The organism is Lentzea sp. NPDC006480 (assembly GCF_040611995.1).
Lineage (GTDB): Bacteria > Actinomycetota > Actinomycetes > Mycobacteriales > Pseudonocardiaceae > Lentzea.
Genome location: NZ_JBEXPJ010000072.1, coordinates 20,951 through 40,111 on the forward strand (window position 1 = coordinate 20,951; position 19,161 = coordinate 40,111).

The window sequence follows — 19,161 nt, forward strand, 5'->3', positions numbered from 1 at the left end:
ACTCCCAGCAAACAGCAAGGACATTCCCGTGCAGACCCACGAGATCATCAAGCGTTTCCGCGAGCACTTCGAGCGCAACGGGCACAAGTACATCCCGTCCTCCTCGCTCCTGCTCGACGACCCGAACCTGCTGTTCGTCAACGCCGGCATGGTGCCCTTCAAGCCGTACTTCCTCGGCGAGGCCCCGCCGCCCGCCCCGCGGATGACGAGCATCCAGAAGTGCGTGCGCACCCCGGACATCGACGAGGTCGGCAAGACGACGCGCCACCTCACGTTCTTCCAGATGGCCGGCAACTTCTCGATCGGCGACTACTTCAAGGAAGACGCCATCCGCTTCGCCTGGTCGCTCGTCACCGGTTCGGTGGACGAGGGCGGCTACGGCTTCGACCCCGAGCGCATCTGGGTCACCGTCTACCAGGACGACGACGAGGCCATCGAGCTGTGGCAGAAGGTCGCCGGGCTGCCGACCGAGCGCATCCAGCGCCGGGACGGCAAGGACAACTACTGGGACATGGGCGTGCCCGGTCCCGGTGGTCCCTGCTCGGAGATCTACTTCGACCGCGGCCCGGAGTACGGCAAGGAGGGCGGCCCCGTCGTCGACGAGGACCGCTACCTGGAGATCTGGAACCTGGTCTTCATGCAGGACGTCCGCGGCGAGCTGAGCCCCAAGGAGGGCCACAAGCCGATCGGGTCGCTGCCCGCCAAGAACATCGACACCGGCATGGGCGTCGAGCGCGTCGCCTACCTGCTGCAGGGCGTCGACAACGTGTACGAGACCGACCTGGTCCGTGCCGTGATCAACAAGGCCGAGGAGCTGTCCGGCCGCAAGTACGGCGCCGACGAGGTCGACGACGTCCGCTTCCGCGTGATCGCCGACCACGCCCGTTCCGGCGTCATGCTGGTCGGCGACGGCGTCACGCCCGGCAACGAGGCCCGCGGCTACGTGCTGCGCCGCCTGCTGCGCCGCATCGTGCGCTCCGCCCGCCTGCTGGGCGTCACGGAGCCGGTGCTGGTGCAGTTCGCCGAGGTCGTCCGCGACGCCATGGGCCCGGCCTACCCCGAGCTGGTCAGCGGGTTCGCCCGCATCCAGCAGGTGCTCAAGGCCGAGGAGGACACGTTCCTGCGCACGCTCGACGCCGGTTCGCGGATCTTCGAGGGTGCCGCCAACGAGGTGAAGGCCGACGGCCGCGCCACGCTGCCCGGCGACAAGGCCTTCCAGCTGCACGACACGTACGGCTTCCCGATCGACCTCACGCTGGAGATGGCCTCCGAGGCCGGCCTGAGCGTCGACGAGGACGGCTTCCGCAAGCTGATGGCCGAGCAGCGCGCCCGCGCCAAGGCCGACGCCTCCGCCAAGAAGAGCGGCCACGGCGACCAGACCGTGTACCGCGAGCTGCTGGAGCAGGGCCCGACCGAGTTCACCGGCTACACCGAGCTCGCCTCCGAGGCCACGCTGCGCGGCATCGTGCTGAACGGCAAGCGGATCTCCTCCGCCAAGGAGGGCGACATCGTCGAGGTCGTCCTCGACCGCACGCCGCTCTACGCCGAGTCCGGTGGCCAGGAGTCCGACGCCGGCACGATCGTCACGGGCAACGCCGAGCTGGAAGTGCTCGACGTGCAGAAGGTCGCCCGCAAGCTGTGGGTGCACCAGGTGCGCGTCGTGAACGGCGAGATCAGCGAGGGTGAGCACGTCGAGGCCCGCGTCGACCCGGAGTGGCGCGTCGGTGCCCGCCAGGGTCACTCGGGCACGCACGTCGTGCACGCCGCCCTGCGCCAGGTGCTCGGCCCGTCCGCCCTGCAGAGCGGTTCGTACAACAAGCCCGGCTACCTGCGGCTCGACTTCGCCTGGACGGGTGGTCTGTCGAGCGAGGCCAAGAGCGAGATCGAAGAGGTCTCGAACCTGGCCGTGCGCAAGGACCTGCCGGTCAGCATCGTCTACACCGACATGGCCGGTGCCCAGGAGCTGGGCGCCGTCGCCCTGTTCGGCGAGACCTACGACGAGACCGTGCGCGTCATCGAGATCGGCGGCCCGTGGTCGCGTGAGCTCTGCGGTGGCACGCACGTCGAGCACTCGTCGCAGATCGGCCCGATCACCCTGCTGGGCGAGTCGTCGGTCGGTTCCGGCGTGCGCCGCCTGGAGGCCTACGTCGGCATCGAGGCCATGCGGTTCCTGGCCAAGGAACGCGCCATCGTGCAGAACCTCTCCGACATGCTGAAGGTCGGTTCCGAGGGCCTGCCGGAGCGGATCGAGTCCCTGGTCGACCGGCTGAAGGCCGCCGAGAAGGAGCTCGAGAAGGTCCGCGCCGCCCAGCTGCTCGGCAACGCCGGGTCGCTCGCCGAGCAGGCTCTCGACATCCGCGGCCTCTCGCTGGTGGCCCTCGGCCTGGAGGGTGTGTCGGGCAACGACCTGCGCACGCTCGGTGGTGAGGTCCGCAACCGCCTGGGCAACAAGCCCGGTGTGGTGGCCCTGTTCTCGGTCGACGGCGACAAGGTGAGCTTCGTGGTCGCCACCACGGCCGCCGCCCGCGACCTGGGCCTCGCCGCCGGCAAGCTCGTCCCGGTGTTCGGCCCGGCCATCGCCGCCCGCGGTGGCGGCAAGCCGGACCTGGCCCAGGGCGGCGGCACGAACCCGGCCGGTGTGCCCGAGGCCATCACGGCCCTCACCAACGAACTGGACAAGGTGCTTGAACAGCGCTGATTCACCTGGTGTCGGCGATCCGGGCCTCGGTCGGAGGCTCGGCGTCGACGTCGGGTCGGTTCGTGTGGGGGTCTCCCTCAGCGATCCGGGTGCTTTTCTCGCGACTCCACTGGTTACCCTGCAACGTGACGAGAAGCGCGGCTCGGACCTCACCGAGCTCGTACGTCTCGTGGCCGAGCATGACGTCGTCGAGATCGTGGTCGGCCTGCCCAAGACGCTGGCGGGGCGCCACGGACCGGCAGCCGAGGCGGCGACCGCGTACGCTGCCGCCTTGGCCGGACGCGTCGCTCCCGTGCCGGTCCGGCTCAGCGACGAACGACTGACCACGGTCGTGGTGAGCCGGGTGCTGGCGCAGCGCGGTGTGAAGGGCAAGAAGCAGCGTGCCGTGGTCGACCAGGCTGCCGCTGTCGAGATCCTGCAGTCTTGGCTGGACGCACGGGCACGCTCTGTGGCCGCCCGAAAGGACGAGGTGTGAGCGACGATCTCGGGTTGTTCACCGACCCCGAAGTGGACGAACGACGTCCGGTGAAGCGCGAGCGGCGTGAGAGCAGCGCCCGCGACAAGGCGAAGAAGCGCAAGAAGACGGTCCTGTGGCTCGTCGTCGCGCTCGTCTTGTCCGTCGGCTTGGGCGGTGCCTACTACGGCTACCGCGAGCTGCGCGGCATCGGTTCGTACGACGACTTCCCCGGCAGCGGCGAGGCCGACGCCATCGTCGAGGTCCAGGACGGCGACGTGGTCAGCGTCATCGCCTCGACCCTCTACGACAACGGCGTCGTCGCCTCCGCCCGCGCCTTCACCGAGGCCAGCAAGACCGACCAGCGCGTGACGTCGATCCAGCCCGGCTTCTACCTGATGAAGACGAAGATGTCGGGCGCGCAGGCCGTGGCCAAGATGGTCGACCCGAAGACCCGAGTTCCGGCCGTCCAGATCGTCGGCGGCATCAAGCTCACCGACATCAAGGTGGGCGACAAGATCGTCAAGGGCATCTACTCCCAGCTCGCAGACGCCAGCTGCACGGAGAAGGACGGCGCCAAGAAGTGCCTGACGGTCGACGAGATCAAGGCGGCGGCCGAGCAGACCGACCCGGTCGCCCTCGGCGTGCCGGACTGGGCGCTGGCCGACGTGAAGCGCGCCGAACCCGAGTACCGCCTCGAAGGCCTGATCATGCGCGGCGTCTACCAGGTCAAGCCCGGCGTCTCCGCGGTCGAGCTCATCCGCAGCGTCATCGTGTCCTCCGCGCAGAAACTGGCGGGCGCCGGCATCCCCGGCGGCACCGCGAACACCGGCTTCCGCCCCTACGAGGTCCTGGTCATGGCCTCGCTGATCGAGAAGGAAGCCATCGAGAAGGACTTCACCAAGGTCTCCCAGGTCATCTACAACCGCCTGAAGAAGCCCATGGCCCTGCAGTTCGACTCGACCATCAACTACAAGAACAACCAGCCCCACATCCGCACCTCGGACGCGGATCGCGACCGGCCGGGCCCGTACAACACCTACCTCACCCAGGGCCTCACCCCGACCCCGATCGGCTCGCCCTCGCAGCAGGCCATCGCGGCGGCGATGAAGCCGGAGGGCGGCGACATCCTGTACTTCGTGAAGTGCCAGAAGGACGGCACGTCGTGCTTCGCGACGACCAACGAGGAGCACAACGCGAACGACCAGAAGGCGCAGCGGGACGGCGTCTACTAGTGCGTCGCGCGGCAGTGATCGGCTCGCCGATCGAGCACTCGCTTTCCCCCGTGCTGCACAACGCCGCCTACGCCGCGCTGGGCCTGGACTGGGAGTACACGCGCCTGGAGTGCGCCGAGGACTCCGTCGCTTCGCTGGTCTCGTCGCTCGGGCCGGAGTGGGTCGGGCTGTCGTGCACGATGCCGACGAAGCGCGCGGCTCTGGCGGTGGCGTCGTCGGTGACTTCACGCGCAGTTGCGGTGGGTGCGGCGAACACGCTGGTACGGGTGGAATCCGGCTGGCACGCCGACTGCACCGATGTGGACGGTGTGGTGGGAGCGTTGCGGGAGAAGGGTTTTCCCGGCGGTTCTCGTGGTGTGGTGATCGGCGCTGGTGGTACCGCCACCGCTGTGCTCGCCGGGTTCGCCTCGCTCGGGATCTCCTCGGTTTCCCTTGTGGTGCGGGAACCTTCGCGTGCCGCCGAGGCTGTCGCGACGGCCGGGCGGGTCGGCATCTCCGTCGAGGTGCTGGCGCTGTCCTCTGTGGACCTCGCGGCTCTGGCCGGCGCTTCGGACGTGCTGGTGTCCACCGTGCCCGCCTCCGCCACGGTTCCGCTGGCCGCCGCGGTCGCCCAGGCGCCGTACGTGCTCGACGTGATCTACCACCCGTGGCCCACGCCGGTGGCTCTCGCGGTCGAGGCTTCGGGTGCGCGGCTGGCGACCGGGCTGGACATGTTGCTGCACCAGGCCTTCGGGCAGGTGGAGCAGTTCACCGGCCAGGCGGCGCCGCGCGATGTCATGCGGGCTGCCCTGGATGCCGAGCTGGCGGCTCGGAGTTCGTAACTTTCGGCCACTTCCGGTCCGGTGGAATTCCTGGTGTGCGGCGTCTTGTGGTTGCCTGGACATGACTCGTTTGGCTCCGGACGATGGCCGATCGGCCGGGGTCATCGCATGCCGGTGCCCTTGCCTCGAGGGGGACCGGCGGGCGGGACGCGCGGGTGTCCGCCGGGGACTCCGCACGGGCGCTGGGGTTGACCGGCAGCACCACGGCCGCTGGTGCGTCCCGCCCTTCCAGCTAGGTGTTCCGCGACGGCGCCGTTCATGGATCAACCGTTCAGGGGCAGTCGGCGCCCGAGAGCGAGACACCTTCCAGCTTCGCCTTGTTCGCGACCGCCGTGCAGTACAGCTGGAACTGCGCCATCTTCGTCAGCCCGATCATGTCCTCGGGCAGCACGATCAGGTTGGAGACGGCGTACACCCGGGACGAGGACGACGGGACCTCGGTGGTCAGCCCGAGCTTCTTCTCCTCCTCGGACGGCCCGGCCACCAGCAGGTTGATCGCCGTCGCGGTGTCCACGGTGCCGGTGTAGGAGCGGGTCCGGCGCACCAGCTCGGTGCCCTTGGCCGAGAGCAGGTAGACCGTCAGCTCGTGCGAGGAGACGGTGGGGGCCTCCGCGCCGGTCAGCACCGGGGTGGGGCGGACACCGCAGGCCGCGAGCATCACCAGGGCAAGCGCAAGGTGAAGACCGCGCCGCCCGAGGGCGCGTTGGCTGCTTCGATGGTGCCGCCGTGCAGGCGTGCGTTCTCCCATGCGATCGCCAATCCCAGACCGCTGCCCTCGGAACGGGAGCGGGCCGTGTCTGCCTTGTAGAAGCGGTCGAAGATGTGGGGGAGGGCGTCGGAAGGGATGCCCGGGCCGTGGTCGGACACCTCGATGACACCAGCACGCAGGACCACCCGCACCCCGGCGCCGCCGTGCTTCAACGCGTTCCCCACCAGGTTGGCCACGATCACGTCCAGGCGGCGCCGGTCCACCCGGCCCATCACGCCGTCCGGAAGCACCGTCTCCACCGACGACGTCCAGCCGCGCGCGGCCAGGGTGTCGCGGACGGCGGTGCCGATGTCCCACTCGTCGAGCACGAGCACGTTCCGGCCCTCGTCGAAGCGCGAGATCTCCATCAGGTCGTTGACCAGGCGGGTGAGCTTGCGCGTCTCCGCGGACACCAGACGGGCCGCGACGGCCGTGTCCTCCGGCAACGAGTCGGCGTCCTCGTCCAGCACTGCGGTCACGGCGTTCATGGCGGTGAGAGGCGTGCGGAGCTCGTGCGAGACGTCGGCCACGAAACGGCGCGACGCCGCTTGCGAGGCCTCCAGCTGCTCGGCGGCACTGTTGAACGTGCGGGCCAGGTCGGAGAGCTCGTCGGTGCCCCGCGAGTCGACGCGGGTGTCCAGGCGGCCGGATCCCAGCGCGCGAGCGGCGGCCCCGAGGCGGCGGACGGGCCGTAGCACGCCGCGAGCCGTGAACAGCGCCAGACCGAGAGCGAGCGGCAGCACCAGGCTCACGCCCACCCAGGCCGCCTTCGCGAAGCTGTCGATGGCGCGCTGAGGGCCGCCCAGGGACGTCCAGGCCCACACCTCCACGCCGGTGGGGGAGCCGTCGGCGCGCAGCAGCGGGATGCCGACGTAGACGGCCGGTTCGACGAAGTCCGTGCGGCGTTGCCAGATCACGGTCTTGCTGGTCTTCAACGCCTCGCGCATCTCCGCCGGCACGGAGGACATGTCCGGGCCACGTGAGCGCAATCCCTCGTAGGTGATGACCGCGGCGCCGCGCAGATACGACGCGAACTGGTCGAGGTCCTGCTGCGTCGGTGGCACCGTCAACCGAGACGCGTAGTCGCGGACGTCCTTGACCAGCGGGTTCATGAAGCTGTCCTGGGCGTCCTCCAGGAGCAGGTTGCGGGCCGTCGCGTAGGAGGCGCCGGTCGCCGCCACCGCGCCCAGCAGGGTCAGCAGCAGGAACGCCGCCATCAACCGCGGCCTCAAGCCGCGGAACAGTGCTCTCATTTACGGGCTCTCATTCACGGGCCCTCATCGCGGGCCGAAGCGGTAGCCGAAGCCGCGCACCGTGTGGACGTACCGGGGTTCGGAGGGCACGTCCTCGATCTTCGCGCGCAACCGCTGGACGCACGCGTCGACGAGCCGCGAGTCGCCCAGGTAGTCGTGCTCCCAGACGGCTTCGAGGATCTGCTGCCGGGTCAGCACGCGGCCGGGCGTGCGCGACAGCTCCAGGAGCAGCTTCAGCTCGGTGGGCGTCAGCGCCACCTTCACGTCGTCCTTCAGCACCTGCAGCCCGGCCCGGTCGATCAGCAACGAGCCGTGCCGTTCCACGGTGGACGGTTCGGACACGGTTCGACGGAGCACCGCGCGGATCCGGGCCTCCAGCACTCGCGGCTCGACCGGCTTCACCACGTAGTCGTCCGCGCCCGCCTCCAGCCCGGCGACCACGTCGAAGTCGTCGCCGCGCGCGGTCAGCATGATGATCGGCACCTCGGCCTGCGTGCGCATCCGGCGGCACGTCTCAAAGCCGTCGATGCCCGGCAGCATGATGTCGAGGACCACGATGTCCGGACGGGACTCGCGGAGTCGTTCGACGCCCTCCTCGCCTGTTCCCGCTGCTCGGACGTCATGTCCCTGGCGGCGCAACGCCAGCCCGAGTCCTTCGCGCACAGACGGGTCGTCCTCGACCAGCAACACCATCGCCACGAGATCCATTATCGGGCGGTGCCGGGACCCGCGCCGGTTCTGTAGCGGAACCATGACATGGCGTGGACGTTCTCATAGATCGGCACGCGGAGTCTCGGACGCATGGCCGGAAGCTTGCTGGGATTCCTCTTCACGTACTTCGCGCTGGTGTGGACGTCGTTCGGGCAGAAGGCGGAGAACGCCGCGTTGCCCGAACTGTCGCTGCAGCGCTCGTGGGCGTCCAACGTGGACATGGCGATCCTCGTCGCCGCGGTCCTCGTGATCCTGATAGCGCGCAAGAAGGCGTTTCCGCCGCTGCTGGTGCTCGGCGGCTCGGTGTTGCTCGCGCAGGTGCTGAAGCTCTACGTGCTGGTGCGGCCCGAGCTGGACGAGGAAGCGGTGCTGGTGCACAACAGCTTCCCGAGTGGACACACGACGGCCGCGGTGGCGTCGGTGATCGCGGTGACCATGGCGGTGCCGCGCAGGTTCGCCCTCTGGGTCGCGGTGCCCGGCGCGCTCGGCGCGGGTGCGGTGGCGGCGGAGACGGTGTCGCTCGGCTGGCACCGGTTCAGCGACACGCTCGGCGCGGCGCTGCTGGTCTCGACCATCGCGTTCCTGGTGCTGCGCAGGTGGACCGCAGGGCTGGTCGTGCCTCCCGCGCTGGCCGCGGGCGGGGTGTGGCTGATGGTGACGTACCCGCAGGCCACGCCGTCGACCTTGGCCGGCGTCGTGACCGCGGGTGTCGTCCTGCACTTCGGGTGGGCTGTGAGCGATCTCAGGACGCGGCCCCGAAAGCACTCACAGCCCGGACACGACTCACTCGTCGTGGTCGGTGGCGATCAGTTCGGCGATGGCGTCCAGAGCGTCGTCCGCTCCGTCCCCGTCGGCGCTGAGCACCACCTCGTCACCGTGCATGGCGCCGAGGGTCATCAGACCCAGCACACTCGCCGCGTCCACGGGTTCGCTGCCGTCCTTGGCGATGGTGACCGTCACCGGCTGGTCGGCGGCGGCCTTCGCCAGCAGTGCGGCCGGTCGGGCGTGCAGTCCGACCTTGCTGGCCACGGTGACCCGTCGCTCGGCCATGATGGTTCCTCCCGGTAGAGCTTGCAGAGCTGTTGTGCTTGTTACTTCTCGGTCTTCGTCTCGCGCGCCTCGCGCGTCACGCGCTCGGACGTGGTGAGGACGGTCTCGTCGGCTTCCGGCGACTCGTCGTCCTCGCGACCAGGCGTCTTCAGGTTCCACTTGGTGATGACGAAGCGGAACAGGAAGTAGTACACCACCGCGTAGATCAGGCCGAGGATGATCAGCAGCCACGGCTTGGTCGCGATGTTCCAGTTCAGGATGAAGTCGATCGCGCCGGCGGAGAACGAGAAGCCGTCGTGGGCACCCAGCGCGTTCGAGATCGCGAGCGAGGTACCGGTCAGCACCGCGTGGATCACGTACAGCGGCCACGCCACGAACATGAACGCGAACTCCAGGGGCTCCGTCACACCGGTGATGAACGCGGTGAGCGCGGCGGAGCCCATGATGCCGGCGATGATCTTGCGCTGGTTCGGCCGTGCGGTGTGCACGATCGCGAGCGCGGCGGCCGGGAGGGCGAACATCAGGATCGGGAAGAAGCCGGTCTGGAACGTTCCGGCGGACGGGTCGTGGGCGAGGAAGCGCGGGATGTCACCGGTCTTGCCGTTGAACTCGCCGAACTGGAACCACACGACGTTGTTGACGATGTGGTGCAGGCCGAGCGGGATCAGCAGGCGGTTGACCGTGCCGTAGATGAACGCGCCGATGATCGTGCTGCCGGTGACCCACTCGCCGACCGCGGTGAGACCCGAGTTGAACAGCGGGTACACCAGGCCCAGGAGGACGCCGAAGATCACCATGACACCGGCGACGACGATGGGCACGAACCGGCGGCCGCCGAAGAAGGCCAGGTACGGAGGCAGCTTGATGCGGTGGTACTTCTGCCACAGCAGCGCCGAGGTGATACCGACGATGATGCCGCCGAGCACCCCGTAGTTGATCAGGACCGGCTTCGCGGCCGGGTCCGTCGGCTGGTCGAGGACGAACGGCGACATGGCCTTGAAGACACTCGTCAGCACGGTGTAGCCGACGACGGCGGCCAGCGCCGTGGAGCCGTCACCGCGCCGGGCGAACCCGACGGCGATGCCGACGGCGAACAGCAGCGCGAGGTTGCTGAACAGCGCGTCGCCCGCCGCGCCGATCACGGCGGCGACTTTGTTCCAGCCGAGGCCCTCCTTGCCCAGCAGATCGTCTTGACCGAAGCGGAGCAGCAGGCCTGCCGCGGGCAGCACAGCGATCGGCAGCATGAGGCTGCGACCGAAGCGTTGCAACGTGGCGAGGCCCTTGATCTCACGACCACCAGTTTGTGCGGCGTCGGTGCTCATCGGGTACCTCCCTTGGCGGAGTTCGGTCCGGTACCCGGGACGGTCCGGTCCAGTTGCATGGTCACCTGGTAGAGATCGCCCCGGTACCAGGAAGTCACGTCTTCACAAGGCCGCCCCTGCGCGGAGGCGACCCTTCGGAACACGAGCAGCGGACTGCCCTTGCGGACGTCGAGCGCCTTCGCCGTGTCGGCGTCGGCGGTCTCGGCCCACACGGTCTGCCTCGCCTCGTCGAGCTGCACCCCGTACTTCGCCGCGAAGAGCTCGTAGAGCGACCCGGAGAGGTCGCACCGGTCGAGCTCCGGCAGCAGGTGCGGGCTGTACCAGCCGGCCTCGAGAGCCAGCGGTGCCCCGTCGGCCCTGCGCAGCCGGACCACGCGGTAGGCGTACTCGTCGGCGTCCAGCCCCAGCGAGGCCTTCGAACCGGGAGCCCCCTGCGCGCAGCTGATCACCTCGGTGCTCGGTTCGAGACCGCGCGCCTTCATCTCCGAGGTGAACGAGGCCAGGAAGAGCTGCAGGTCGTAACGCCGCCGTGCGGTGAACGTCCCACGTCCCTTCGCCCTGGTCAGCAGGCCTTCGGCGACCAGTTGGCCGACTGCGGCCCGCACTGTGATGCGGGACACTCCGTACCGCTCGGCGAGGTCGCGCTCGGACGGGATGGGCGAGCCGGGAGCGAGGTCGTGCTCGGCGAGCCGGCGCAGGATCTCGCGGAGCTGCGCGTGCTTGGGCTTGGGCCCGTCCACGATCTCGTGCATTCGCTCACCTCCTCGCAGTGGTACTTTCCGGTCTAGACCAGTTGGTGCGGGAGAATGCTCCGCAGACTCAGTGGGTGTCAACCGCTGTTACGGGAACGAGAGGTACGAACGTGGCTGACGACAAGGCGGCAGGGATCATCAAGGCGCTCGGCGGCGCGTCCAACATCATCGAGATCGAGCCCTGCATCACGCGCCTGAGGTGCGAGCTCGAAGACGGTTCCGTGGTGGACGAGAAGGCCCTGAAGTCGTTGGGAGCGCACGGAGTCATGCGTTCGGGCAACGTCGTCCAGGTCGTCGTCGGCCCCGAGGCGGACACCATCGCGTCCGACATCGAGGACCTCCTGTGAGCCTCCGCGTCGGCAGCCCGGTGACCGGTCGCGTGGTCGCGCTCTCCGCGGTGCCGGACCCGGTCTTCTCGCAAGCCATGGTCGGCCCCGGTGTGGCGGTGGAGCCCGCTCGCGTGAAGGCCGACGTGGTCTCGCCCGTCGACGGCACGGTCGTGACGCTGCACCCGCACGCGTTCGTGGTCGCGACCGGTGACGGCGCCGCGGTGCTGGTCCACCTGGGCATCGACACCGTGAAGCGCAAGGGCGAGGGCTTCGAGCTGCACGTGGTCAAGGGCGAGCAGGTGCTGGCCGGTCAGCGGATCGTGACCTGGGACCCCGCGGAGGTCGAGGCGGCGGGGTTCGCGCCGATCTGCCCGGTGATCGCGCTGGACGCCTCCGCCGACGTTCTGGGCGACCTCGCGCTGGACGTGGACGTGGCGGCGAACGACGCCCTCTTCGACTGGTCTCGCTAACCGTTCCCACACGGCACGCGGGGCCCCCACGTACCTCAGAAGGAAACGTAGGACTCCCGCGTTCCCGCCGTCGGCCCCGGCCGGCCGTCGCTGCAGGCGGCACGCGGGGCCCCGGCGTACCCGAGAAGGGAACGTAGGACTCCCGCGTTCCCGATGGGCGGCCGGGCTGGCTGTTGCTGTGGGCGGTACGCGGGGGCCCCGCGTCCTCTCCTGCAGTACGAAAGCTCCCCGCGTACTGAACGGAAGCGCGCATTCGGGCCGTTTGCCAGGGTGAAGTCGGGCATCGTTGAGCCGTGCGTGAATGGACCGTTCACGACGGGTCGCGGTTTGGCCCCGAGTCGTACCGAGCAGGACCGTGGTGCCATGACCACGGTCCTGCTCGCGTCTTTCCTGGGTTCGTTGTGGACGGTCGCCGCCGTCCTGGACGCACCACCCTCGTCGTACCTGCTGGCCTGGTTCGGCATCGTGCTCGCGTTGATCGACCTGCGGCACCACCGGTTGCCGGACGCCCTGACCCTCCCGTTGGGCGCGGCGCTGTTGCTCCTGCAGTCCCACCGGCTGGGAGAAGCCGCGCTCGGGGCGCTCGTTTTCGGTGGCGCTCATCTCGCGGTCCGGCGCCTCAGACCCGAATTCATGGGCGGCGGCGACGTGAAGCTCGCCGCGGCCCTCGGCACGACCCTCAGCCTGCCGTCGCTCTTACCTGCGGCGATCCTGGCCAGTGCGGTCACGCTGGCGATAGCGGCCGTCAAACGCACGCGCAAAGTGCCCCACGGCCCGGGGTTGCTGGCCGCCACCTGGGCATTGACGACGCTGTGAAAGGATTGTGAACGTGCTGCGCTGGATCACCGCTGGAGAGTCACACGGCCCCGCTCTCGTCGCCGTCCTGGAGGGCATGCCCGCCGGTGTCGAGGTGACGACGGACGACCTCGTCACCCAGCTCGGGCGACGCAGGCTCGGTTTCGGCCGCAGCCCGCGCATGGGCTTCGAGCAGGACGAGGTCGAGATCCTCGGCGGCGTGCGCCACGGCAAGACGCAGGGCGGCCCGATCGCGGTCACCATCGGCAACTCCGAGTGGCCCAAGTGGCAGACCGTGATGTCGCCCGACCCGGTCGACCCGAGCCTGCTCAAGCCGACCGGCCGCAACGAGGCCCTCACCCGGCCCCGGCCCGGTCACGCCGACCTGCCGGGCATGCAGAAGTTCGGCTTCGACGAGGCGCGCCCCGTTCTCGAACGCGCATCAGCACGCGAGACCGCCGCCCGCACCGCGCTCGGCACCGTCGCGCGGCAGTTCCTCCAGCAGCTGCTGGGCGTGCGGATCCTCAGCCACGTGGTGTCGATCGGCCAGGCCGAGACGCCCGAGGACGCCGCGCTGCCCACGCCGGACGACCTGCCCGCGATCGACGAGTCGCCGGTGCGCTGCTTCGACCAGCGCGGCACCGACGCGATGGTCGCCGAGGTCGAGGCCGTCAAGGAGGCCGGTGACACGGTCGGCGGCGTCATCGAGGTGCTGGTCTACGGGTTGCCGCCCGGTCTCGGCTCGCACGTGCACTGGGACCGCCGCCTCGACGCCCGCCTGGCCGCCGCGCTGATGGGCGTGCAGGCCATGAAGGGCGTGGAGATCGGCGACGGGTTCACGTCGGCCCGCAGGTGGGGTTCGCAGGCCCACGACGAGATCGACCGCGGCAGCGGCCCGGTCGGCGTCACGCGCCGCTCGAACCGCGCCGGTGGCCTCGAAGGCGGCATCACCAACGGCGAGATCCTCCGTGCGCGCGTTGCCATGAAGCCCATCTCGACCGTCCCACGTGCACTGTCCACTGTGGATGTCCGAACGGGAGAGCCGGCTGTCGCGATCCACCAGCGCTCGGACGTGTGCGCCGTGCCGCGTGCCGGTGTCGTGCTGGAGTCCGTCGTGGCGCTCGTGCTCGCCGAGGCCGCGCTGGAGAAGTTCGGCGGCGACTCGCTCGACGAGACCCGCCGCAACGCCCACGCGTACCTGAAGGCCCTGGAAGCCCGCTGGGAGGGCATGTGAGCCCCCGCTTCGTCGTGGTCGGCCCGCCGGGAGCGGGCAAGACCACGATCAGCGAGCTGCTGGCGGCGCGGCTCGACCTGCCGTTCCGCGACGTCGACGCGGACATCGTCGAGCTCGCCGGCAAGCCGATCTCGGACATCTTCACCGACGACGGCGAGCCCGTTTTCCGTGCCATGGAAGAAGAAGCCGTCGCGAAGGCCCTCGTCGAACACGAGGGCGTGCTCGCGCTGGGCGGGGGAGCGATCCTGTCCGCCACGACTCGTGAGCGGCTCAAAGGCCACACCGTCGTGTTCCTGAACGTGGGCATGGCCGAGGGCGTGCGCCGCACCGGCCTCGCGACCAACCGACCGTTGCTGTCCGGTGTGAACCCGCGCGCCACGTTCAAGGCGCTGCTGGACGCGCGGCTGCCCCTGTACCGCGAGGTCGCGACGGTCGAGGTGCTGACCGACTCGCTCGACCCGCAGCAGGTGGCCGACGCGGTGATCAAGGGAGTTGACGAATGACCGAGCCCGTGCGCATCCGGGTCGCCGCCGAGAAGCCCTACGACGTGGTGATCGGCCGCGGCCTGCTCGGCGACATCGTCGAGTTCCTGAGCAGTACGGCCAAGATCGCGATCATCCACCAGCCGACGCTCGCCGCCACGGCCGAGGTCCTGGTCGACGAGCTCAAGGCCGCGGGTGCCGACGCCCACCGCGTCGAGGTTCCGGACGCCGAGGACGGCAAGGACCTCGCGGTCGCCGGCTTCTGCTGGGACGTCCTGGGCAAGATCGGCCTGTCCCGCACCGACGCCGTGGTGGGCCTCGGCGGCGGCGCGGTCACCGACCTGGCCGGCTTCGTCGCCTCCACCTGGATGCGCGGCGTGCGCCTGGTCAACATCCCGACCACGCTGCTCGGCATGGTCGACGCGGCCGTCGGCGGCAAGACCGGCATCAACACCGACGCGGGCAAGAACCTCGTCGGCACGTTCTACGAGCCGGACGCCATCTTCGTCGACCTCGCCACCCTGGAAACCCTGCCGCGCAACGAGCTCATCGCGGGCATGGCCGAGATCGTGAAGGGCGGCTTCATCGCCGACCCGGTGATCCTCGACCTGATCGAGGCCGATCCCCAGGCCGCTCTGGACCCGACCGGCACCGTTCTGGCCGACCTGGTCCGCCGCAAGATCCAGATCAAGGCCGACGTCGTCACCAACGACCTCCGCGAGTCGAACCTGCGCGAGATCCTCAACTACGGCCACACCCTCGGCCACGCCATCGAACGCCGCGAGCGCTACCGCTGGCGGCACGGCGCGGCCATCAGCGTGGGCCTGGTCTTCGCCGCCGAGCTCTCCCGCCTCGCCGGCCGCCTCGACGACGAGACCGCCGACCGCCACAAGCGCGTCCTGCAGCTGCTGGGCCTGCCGACCTCCTACGACCCGGACGCCCTCCCGCAGCTCATGGAGGGCATGAAGGTCGACAAGAAGAACAAGGCGGGCGTGCTCCGCTTCGTGGTCCTCGACGGCCTGGCCAAGCCCGGCCGTCTGGAGGGCCCGGACCCGGCTCTCATCGCCGCCGCCTACTCCGCAGTCGCAGCCGAGCCCACGTCCGGCTCCGGAAAGGTGCTGCTGTGAAGGTCCTCGTCCTGAACGGCCCGAACCTCGACCGCCTCGGCACCCGCGAGCCGCTCATCTACGGCAGCACCACGCACGCCGACCTCGTCGAGATGTGCGTGGCGGAGGGCAAGGAGCTCGGCTTCGAGGTCGAGGTCCGCCAGACCGCCTACGAGGGCGAGATGGTCAAGTGGCTGCACGAGGCCGCCGACGCCTCGATCCCGGTGGTGCTGAACGGCGCCGCCTGGACCCACTACTCGATCGCCCTGCGCGACGCGTGCTCGCAGCTCACCGCGCCCCTGGTCGAGGTGCACATCTCGAACATCCACCAGCGCGAGGAGTTCCGGCACCACAGCGTCATCTCGGCGGTCGCGAACGGTGTGATCGCGGGGCTGGGCGTGGAGGGCTACCTGCTCGCGCTGCGCTGGCTCGCGCTCAAGAAGTAGCGCCTCACGCGGTGCAGCTGCACCACCGCGCTGCGGTCGCCGACTTCGCCCACGTCAGTTAGTTCCAGTTGATCGTCAATCAACGGCCAGTTCGTGGGCATTCCGTATCCACTTGTTCGACTCGGGTTGACGGGGAGGGGACGGGGTGCTGCACCACGTCGAGCTGTGGGTGCCGGACCTCGCCCGCGCCGAGGCCACCTTCGGGTGGCTCTTCACCGAGCTCGGCTGGAGCGAGCACCAGCGCTGGCCCGTCGGCGTCAGCTGGAAGCTCGGCAAGACCTACGTCGTGGTCGAGCAGTCCCCAGCCTGCACAGGTTCACACGATCGAATGAAAGCGGGCCTCAACCACCTGGCCCTCCACGCAGGCACCCGCGAGAACGTGGACCGCCTCACCGAGCAAGCCCATCACCACGGCTGGCAGCTGATGTTCGCCGACAAGCACCCCCACGCCGGCGGCAAGGACCACTACGCCGCGTTCCTCGAGAACGATGACGGCTTCGAGATCGAGCTGGTAGCCAACAACACCGTCGAATAGAGACCTTCTTCTGCGAGGATCCCGCGCGTGCCGAGACCCCTCATCGCCGCGCTCGCGCTGCTCCTGGCGGGGTGCGCCACTGCCCAGCCCCCGGCGACTCCCACCTCCGAGTCGCCGGCAGCCGAACTGTCCGACGCGGACCTGCAGGCCAGGTGGTGGACGTGGGCGCTGGCGAGCCCTGAGGAGCGCAACCCCGTGGCCGACACCACCGGCCAGTTCTGCGCCGAGGACCAGCCGAAGGACGTGTGGTTCTTCGCCGGGACGTTCGGCGGCAAGGCGGAGCGGACGTGCGAGGTGCCGGCCGATCGTCCGCTGGCCGGGCCGGCGATCAACCGCTACAGCGCGAACACGACCGACTGCACGAAGTTCATGGCGGCGGCGAAGGGGTCGGTGACGCTCGACGGCCAGGTCGTGGAGCTGCGCAGGATCGACCCGGTCGAGGTCAGGTTCGACGCCGCGCAGGACAATGCGGCCGGGGAGCGCGCGGGGCGCATCTCCGCTCAGGCGTGCGGGCTGTGGGCCTGGCTCAAGCCCCTGACGCCGGGGGAGCACGAGCTGCGGATCGTGGGCGAGTCGGGCGGCCTCGCGATCTCTGTGGCCTACCAGCTCAAGGTCAAGGACGCGGGCTAGCCTTCTCGCCCAGGAACCCGCCCAGCAGCAGCCCGAGCCCGGCCGGCGCCAGCACGAGCAACGCCGTGAACGCGGCCCCGCCGGTCAACGCGACCCACAAGGCCTCCTGGCCGGTCTGGTCCACGAGCAACGCCGACCCGATCACGCCCAGCGCACCGGCGAACGGCCCGGCGATCAGCGACGCGATGAACCACTGCATGCCGGGAGAGGGCAGTTCGCGCAGGCGGTCGACCGCTCCCCAGATCACGGCGGCGGCCACGAGCAGCCCCAGCGCGATGGGACGCACCGACGTCGCCTCCGGGCTGCGGACCGCCACGGCCGACACACCGGTCTGCACGGCTCCGTGGAGCAAACCCATCCACAACGCACGGACGAACCAAGGACGCATGCGGACAGCTTAGGACTGGCCGTACGCTGCGAGACATGTCGTCGTACGCCGCACGCCGCACCGCATTGCGCCAGGAGCTCCAGGCCACGGGTCTGGACGCGCTGCTCGTCACGAACCTCCTGAACGTCCGGTACCTCACGGGATTCACCGGATCGAATGGAGCTGTGCTCGTCGACGCGGTGAGTGACGACAAGACGGTCTTCTGCACGGACGGCCGGTATCTCACCCAGTCGGCCAAGCAGGTGCCGGACCTGGAACGGCTGATCGACCGGCCGTGCGACGTGGCGCTCGCGAAGAAGGCCAAGGGCAGGCTCGGCTTCGAGAGCCACCACGTGACGGTCGACGGCCTCGAAGCGCTGAAGAGCACCGCCGAGAAGGCCGAGCTGACCAAAGCCAGTGGCCTGGTCGAGAAGCTCCGGCTGGTCAAGGACGAGATCGAGATCGAGGCCCTGCGGATGGCGTGCGCGGCGGCCGACCGGGCGCTGGCGGCGTTGATCGGCCACGGCGGGCTGCGCGCGGGCCGCACCGAACGCGAGGTCGCGCGCGAGCTGGAGAGCCGCATGCTCGACCACGGCGCGGAGGGGCCCTCCTTCCCGTCGATCGTCGCGTTCGGCGCGAACTCGGCGGTGCCGCACCACGCGCCCACGGACGCCACGCTGCACCAGGGCGACTTCATCAAGCTCGACTTCGGCGCCCTGGTCGACGGCTACCACTCGGACATGACCCGCACGCTCGTCCTGGGCAAGCCCGCCGACTGGCAGCGCGAGCTGTACGACCTGGTCGCACGGTCACAACAAGCGGGACGCAACGCGCTCAAGCCGGGCGTCAAGGTGAGCGACGTCGACCTGGCGTCGCGCGAGGTGATCGAGAAGGCCGGGCACGGGGGTGAGTTCCTGCACGGCCTCGGTCACGGCGTCGGGCTGGAGATCCACGAGGCACCGGCGTTGTCGAAGGCGGGTGACGGTACACTTTCGGCCGGTATGGCGGTCACCGTCGAGCCCGGCGTCTACTTGTCGGGGCGGGGCGGGGTCCGCATCGAGGACACCCTCGTGGTCCGTGAGAGCGGGCCGGAGCTCCTCACCCTGACCACGAAAGAACTCGTGGTCGTCTGACACCCCCGTCCTACACAGGAGAAATCCCACCGTGGCCACCACGAACGACCTGAAGAACGGCCTGGTGCTGAACCTCGACGGCCAGCTCTGGACCGTCACCGCGTTCCAGCACGTCAAGCCCGGCAAGGGTGGCGCCTTCGTGCGCACGACCCTCAAGCACGTGCTGACCGGGAAGGTCGTCGACAAGACCTTCAACGCGGGCACCAAGGTCGAGACCGCCACCGTGGACAAGCGCGGCATGACCTACCTGTACAAGGAAGGCACCGACTTCATCTTCATGGACGGTGACACCTACGACCAGATCCCGGTTCCGTCCGAGACCGTCGGTGACGCCGCCAACTACATGCTGGAGAACCAGGAAGCGATGGTCGCCACGCACGAGGGCGTCCCGCTGTTCATCGAGCTCCCGACGTCGGTCGAGCTCGTGATCCAGCACACCGACCCGGGCCTGCAGGGCGACCGCTCCACCGGCGGCACCAAGCCCGCCACGCTGGAGACCGGCGCCGAGATCCAGGTCCCGCAGGCCGTGGCGGCCACCGCGAGAACGGCGGCGAGAATCGTGACACGCATGCACTGACCCCTCAGCACCA

The 19,161-nt window shown here is 69.5% G+C and carries 21 protein-coding genes and 2 pseudogenes; 16 read left to right on the plus strand and 7 right to left on the minus strand.

Annotation, left to right across the window (positions count from 1 at the left end):
- The first annotated feature begins 28 nt into the window (after positions 1-28).
- Genes alaS through ABZX92_RS25905 form a run of 4 tightly spaced genes read left to right on the plus strand, consistent with a single transcriptional unit; the run spans position 29 to position 5,208 of the window.
- Entirely contained in the window at positions 29-2,698 is a 2,670-nt protein-coding gene (alaS, locus tag ABZX92_RS25890) for an alanine--tRNA ligase (protein ID WP_355564363.1), read from the plus strand.
- The gene (gene ruvX, locus ABZX92_RS25895; protein ID WP_355564366.1) at positions 2,685-3,173 is read left to right on the plus strand and encodes a Holliday junction resolvase RuvX; all 489 of its coding nucleotides are present in this window, start codon (positions 2,685-2,687) and stop codon (positions 3,171-3,173) included. Before alaS ends, ruvX begins: the two co-directional genes overlap by 14 nt.
- Positions 3,170-4,387, plus strand: a complete 1,218-nt coding sequence (gene mltG, locus ABZX92_RS25900; RefSeq protein ID WP_355564368.1) for an endolytic transglycosylase MltG — start codon at positions 3,170-3,172, stop codon at positions 4,385-4,387. Before ruvX ends, mltG begins: the two co-directional genes overlap by 4 nt.
- Positions 4,387-5,208 carry a shikimate dehydrogenase gene (locus ABZX92_RS25905; RefSeq protein WP_355564371.1) on the plus strand — a complete coding sequence of 274 codons (822 nt, stop codon included), beginning with the start codon at positions 4,387-4,389 and terminating at the stop codon, positions 5,206-5,208. The genes mltG and ABZX92_RS25905 overlap by 1 nt, the downstream gene beginning before the upstream one ends.
- Positions 5,209-5,479: 271 nt before the next feature.
- Here the strand turns inward: ABZX92_RS25905 and ABZX92_RS25910 are convergent, their stop codons facing one another.
- From ABZX92_RS25910 to ABZX92_RS25920, 3 genes are read right to left on the minus strand one after another with little or no spacing between them, the layout of a single operon-like run.
- Positions 5,480-5,869: a hypothetical protein gene (locus ABZX92_RS25910; protein WP_355564373.1), complete on the minus strand. Its 390-nt coding sequence runs from the start codon at positions 5,867-5,869 to the stop codon at positions 5,480-5,482.
- The gene (locus ABZX92_RS25915; RefSeq protein WP_355564376.1) at positions 5,866-7,209 is read right to left on the minus strand and encodes a HAMP domain-containing sensor histidine kinase; all 1,344 of its coding nucleotides are present in this window, start codon (positions 7,207-7,209) and stop codon (positions 5,866-5,868) included. The genes ABZX92_RS25910 and ABZX92_RS25915 overlap by 4 nt, the downstream gene beginning before the upstream one ends.
- 24 nt (positions 7,210-7,233) lie before the next feature.
- Positions 7,234-7,908, minus strand: a complete 675-nt coding sequence (locus tag ABZX92_RS25920) for a response regulator transcription factor (RefSeq protein WP_355564379.1) — start codon at positions 7,906-7,908, stop codon at positions 7,234-7,236.
- Between the two features lie 231 nt (positions 7,909-8,139).
- Here ABZX92_RS25920 and ABZX92_RS25925 point away from each other — a divergent pair.
- Positions 8,140-8,502 (plus strand): annotated as a pseudogene (locus tag ABZX92_RS25925) (phosphatase PAP2 family protein); the annotation flags it as partial.
- Positions 8,503-8,703: 201 nt separating this feature from the next.
- Here the strand turns inward: ABZX92_RS25925 and ABZX92_RS25930 are convergent.
- Genes ABZX92_RS25930 through ABZX92_RS25940 form a run of 3 tightly spaced genes read right to left on the minus strand, consistent with a single transcriptional unit; the run spans position 8,704 to position 11,044 of the window.
- Positions 8,704-8,970: an HPr family phosphocarrier protein gene (locus ABZX92_RS25930; RefSeq protein ID WP_355564420.1), complete on the minus strand. Its 267-nt coding sequence runs from the start codon at positions 8,968-8,970 to the stop codon at positions 8,704-8,706.
- Positions 8,971-9,011: 41 nt separating this feature from the next.
- Positions 9,012-10,292 (minus strand): PTS transporter subunit EIIC, encoded by a 1,281-nt coding sequence (locus ABZX92_RS25935; protein ID WP_355564382.1) that lies wholly within the window; start codon positions 10,290-10,292, stop codon positions 9,012-9,014.
- Complete coding sequence (locus ABZX92_RS25940; protein ID WP_355564385.1) at positions 10,289-11,044, minus strand: GntR family transcriptional regulator; 756 nt, start codon at positions 11,042-11,044, stop codon at positions 10,289-10,291. Before ABZX92_RS25940 ends, ABZX92_RS25935 begins: the two co-directional genes overlap by 4 nt.
- Positions 11,045-11,154: 110 nt before the next feature.
- Between ABZX92_RS25940 and ABZX92_RS25945 the strand changes: the two genes are divergently transcribed.
- The 9 genes from ABZX92_RS25945 to ABZX92_RS25985 all read left to right on the plus strand — a co-directional run bounded on the left by ABZX92_RS25945 (position 11,155) and on the right by ABZX92_RS25985 (position 17,071).
- Positions 11,155-11,391: a PTS glucose/sucrose transporter subunit IIB gene (locus ABZX92_RS25945; protein WP_355564388.1), complete on the plus strand. Its 237-nt coding sequence runs from the start codon at positions 11,155-11,157 to the stop codon at positions 11,389-11,391.
- The gene (locus ABZX92_RS25950) at positions 11,388-11,843 is read left to right on the plus strand and encodes a PTS glucose transporter subunit IIA (protein WP_355564391.1); all 456 of its coding nucleotides are present in this window, start codon (positions 11,388-11,390) and stop codon (positions 11,841-11,843) included. Before ABZX92_RS25945 ends, ABZX92_RS25950 begins: the two co-directional genes overlap by 4 nt.
- 363 nt (positions 11,844-12,206) lie before the next feature.
- A complete protein-coding gene (locus ABZX92_RS25955; protein WP_355564394.1) occupies positions 12,207-12,659 on the plus strand; it encodes an A24 family peptidase in 453 nt (150 codons plus the stop codon).
- Positions 12,660-12,672: 13 nt separating this feature from the next.
- Entirely contained in the window at positions 12,673-13,872 is a 1,200-nt protein-coding gene (gene aroC, locus ABZX92_RS25960) for a chorismate synthase (protein WP_355564397.1), read from the plus strand.
- Positions 13,869-14,375: a shikimate kinase gene (locus ABZX92_RS25965; protein ID WP_355564399.1), complete on the plus strand. Its 507-nt coding sequence runs from the start codon at positions 13,869-13,871 to the stop codon at positions 14,373-14,375. Before aroC ends, ABZX92_RS25965 begins: the two co-directional genes overlap by 4 nt.
- Positions 14,372-15,481: a 3-dehydroquinate synthase gene (gene aroB, locus ABZX92_RS25970; protein ID WP_355564402.1), complete on the plus strand. Its 1,110-nt coding sequence runs from the start codon at positions 14,372-14,374 to the stop codon at positions 15,479-15,481. The genes ABZX92_RS25965 and aroB overlap by 4 nt, the downstream gene beginning before the upstream one ends.
- On the plus strand, positions 15,478-15,906 hold the full coding sequence (gene aroQ, locus ABZX92_RS25975) for a type II 3-dehydroquinate dehydratase (protein WP_355564405.1): 429 nt from the start codon (positions 15,478-15,480) through the stop codon (positions 15,904-15,906). The genes aroB and aroQ overlap by 4 nt, the downstream gene beginning before the upstream one ends.
- A gap of 145 nt (positions 15,907-16,051) precedes the next feature.
- Positions 16,052-16,441: a VOC family protein gene (locus ABZX92_RS25980; protein WP_355564408.1), complete on the plus strand. Its 390-nt coding sequence runs from the start codon at positions 16,052-16,054 to the stop codon at positions 16,439-16,441.
- Positions 16,442-16,468: 27 nt separating this feature from the next.
- Complete coding sequence (locus ABZX92_RS25985) at positions 16,469-17,071, plus strand: hypothetical protein (protein WP_355564411.1); 603 nt, start codon at positions 16,469-16,471, stop codon at positions 17,069-17,071.
- Here the strand turns inward: ABZX92_RS25985 and ABZX92_RS25990 are convergent.
- On the minus strand, positions 17,055-17,459 hold the full coding sequence (locus ABZX92_RS25990) for a B-4DMT family transporter (protein WP_355564413.1): 405 nt from the start codon (positions 17,457-17,459) through the stop codon (positions 17,055-17,057). The two genes, ABZX92_RS25985 and ABZX92_RS25990, sit on opposite strands and share 17 nt — an antisense overlap.
- A gap of 35 nt (positions 17,460-17,494) precedes the next feature.
- On the opposite strand from ABZX92_RS25990, the gene ABZX92_RS25995 reads away from it, so the two are divergent.
- Entirely contained in the window at positions 17,495-18,571 is a 1,077-nt protein-coding gene (locus ABZX92_RS25995) for a Xaa-Pro peptidase family protein (RefSeq protein ID WP_355564416.1), read from the plus strand.
- 31 nt (positions 18,572-18,602) lie between these two features.
- A pseudogene (efp, locus tag ABZX92_RS26000) lies at positions 18,603-19,091 on the plus strand (elongation factor P); the annotation flags it as partial.
- Positions 19,092-19,161 lie beyond the last annotated feature (70 nt).

Bases quoted from the DNA above. Each gene is read 5' to 3' on its own strand.
- ABZX92_RS25915 (WP_355564376.1), bottom strand. From the start codon at position 7,209: ATGAGAGCACTGTTCCGCGGCTTGAGGCCGCGGTTGATGGCGGCGTTC.
- ABZX92_RS25930 (WP_355564420.1), bottom strand. From the start codon at position 8,970: ATGGCCGAGCGACGGGTCACCGTGGCCAGCAAGGTCGGACTGCACGCC.
- ABZX92_RS25935 (WP_355564382.1), bottom strand. From the start codon at position 10,292: ATGAGCACCGACGCCGCACAAACTGGTGGTCGTGAGATCAAGGGCCTC.
- ABZX92_RS25940 (WP_355564385.1), bottom strand. From the start codon at position 11,044: ATGCACGAGATCGTGGACGGGCCCAAGCCCAAGCACGCGCAGCTCCGC.
- ABZX92_RS25955 (WP_355564394.1), top strand. From the start codon at position 12,207: ATGACCACGGTCCTGCTCGCGTCTTTCCTGGGTTCGTTGTGGACGGTC.
- aroB (WP_355564402.1), top strand. From the start codon at position 14,372: ATGACCGAGCCCGTGCGCATCCGGGTCGCCGCCGAGAAGCCCTACGAC.
- ABZX92_RS25990 (WP_355564413.1), bottom strand. From the start codon at position 17,459: ATGCGTCCTTGGTTCGTCCGTGCGTTGTGGATGGGTTTGCTCCACGGA.
- ABZX92_RS25995 (WP_355564416.1), top strand. From the start codon at position 17,495: ATGTCGTCGTACGCCGCACGCCGCACCGCATTGCGCCAGGAGCTCCAG.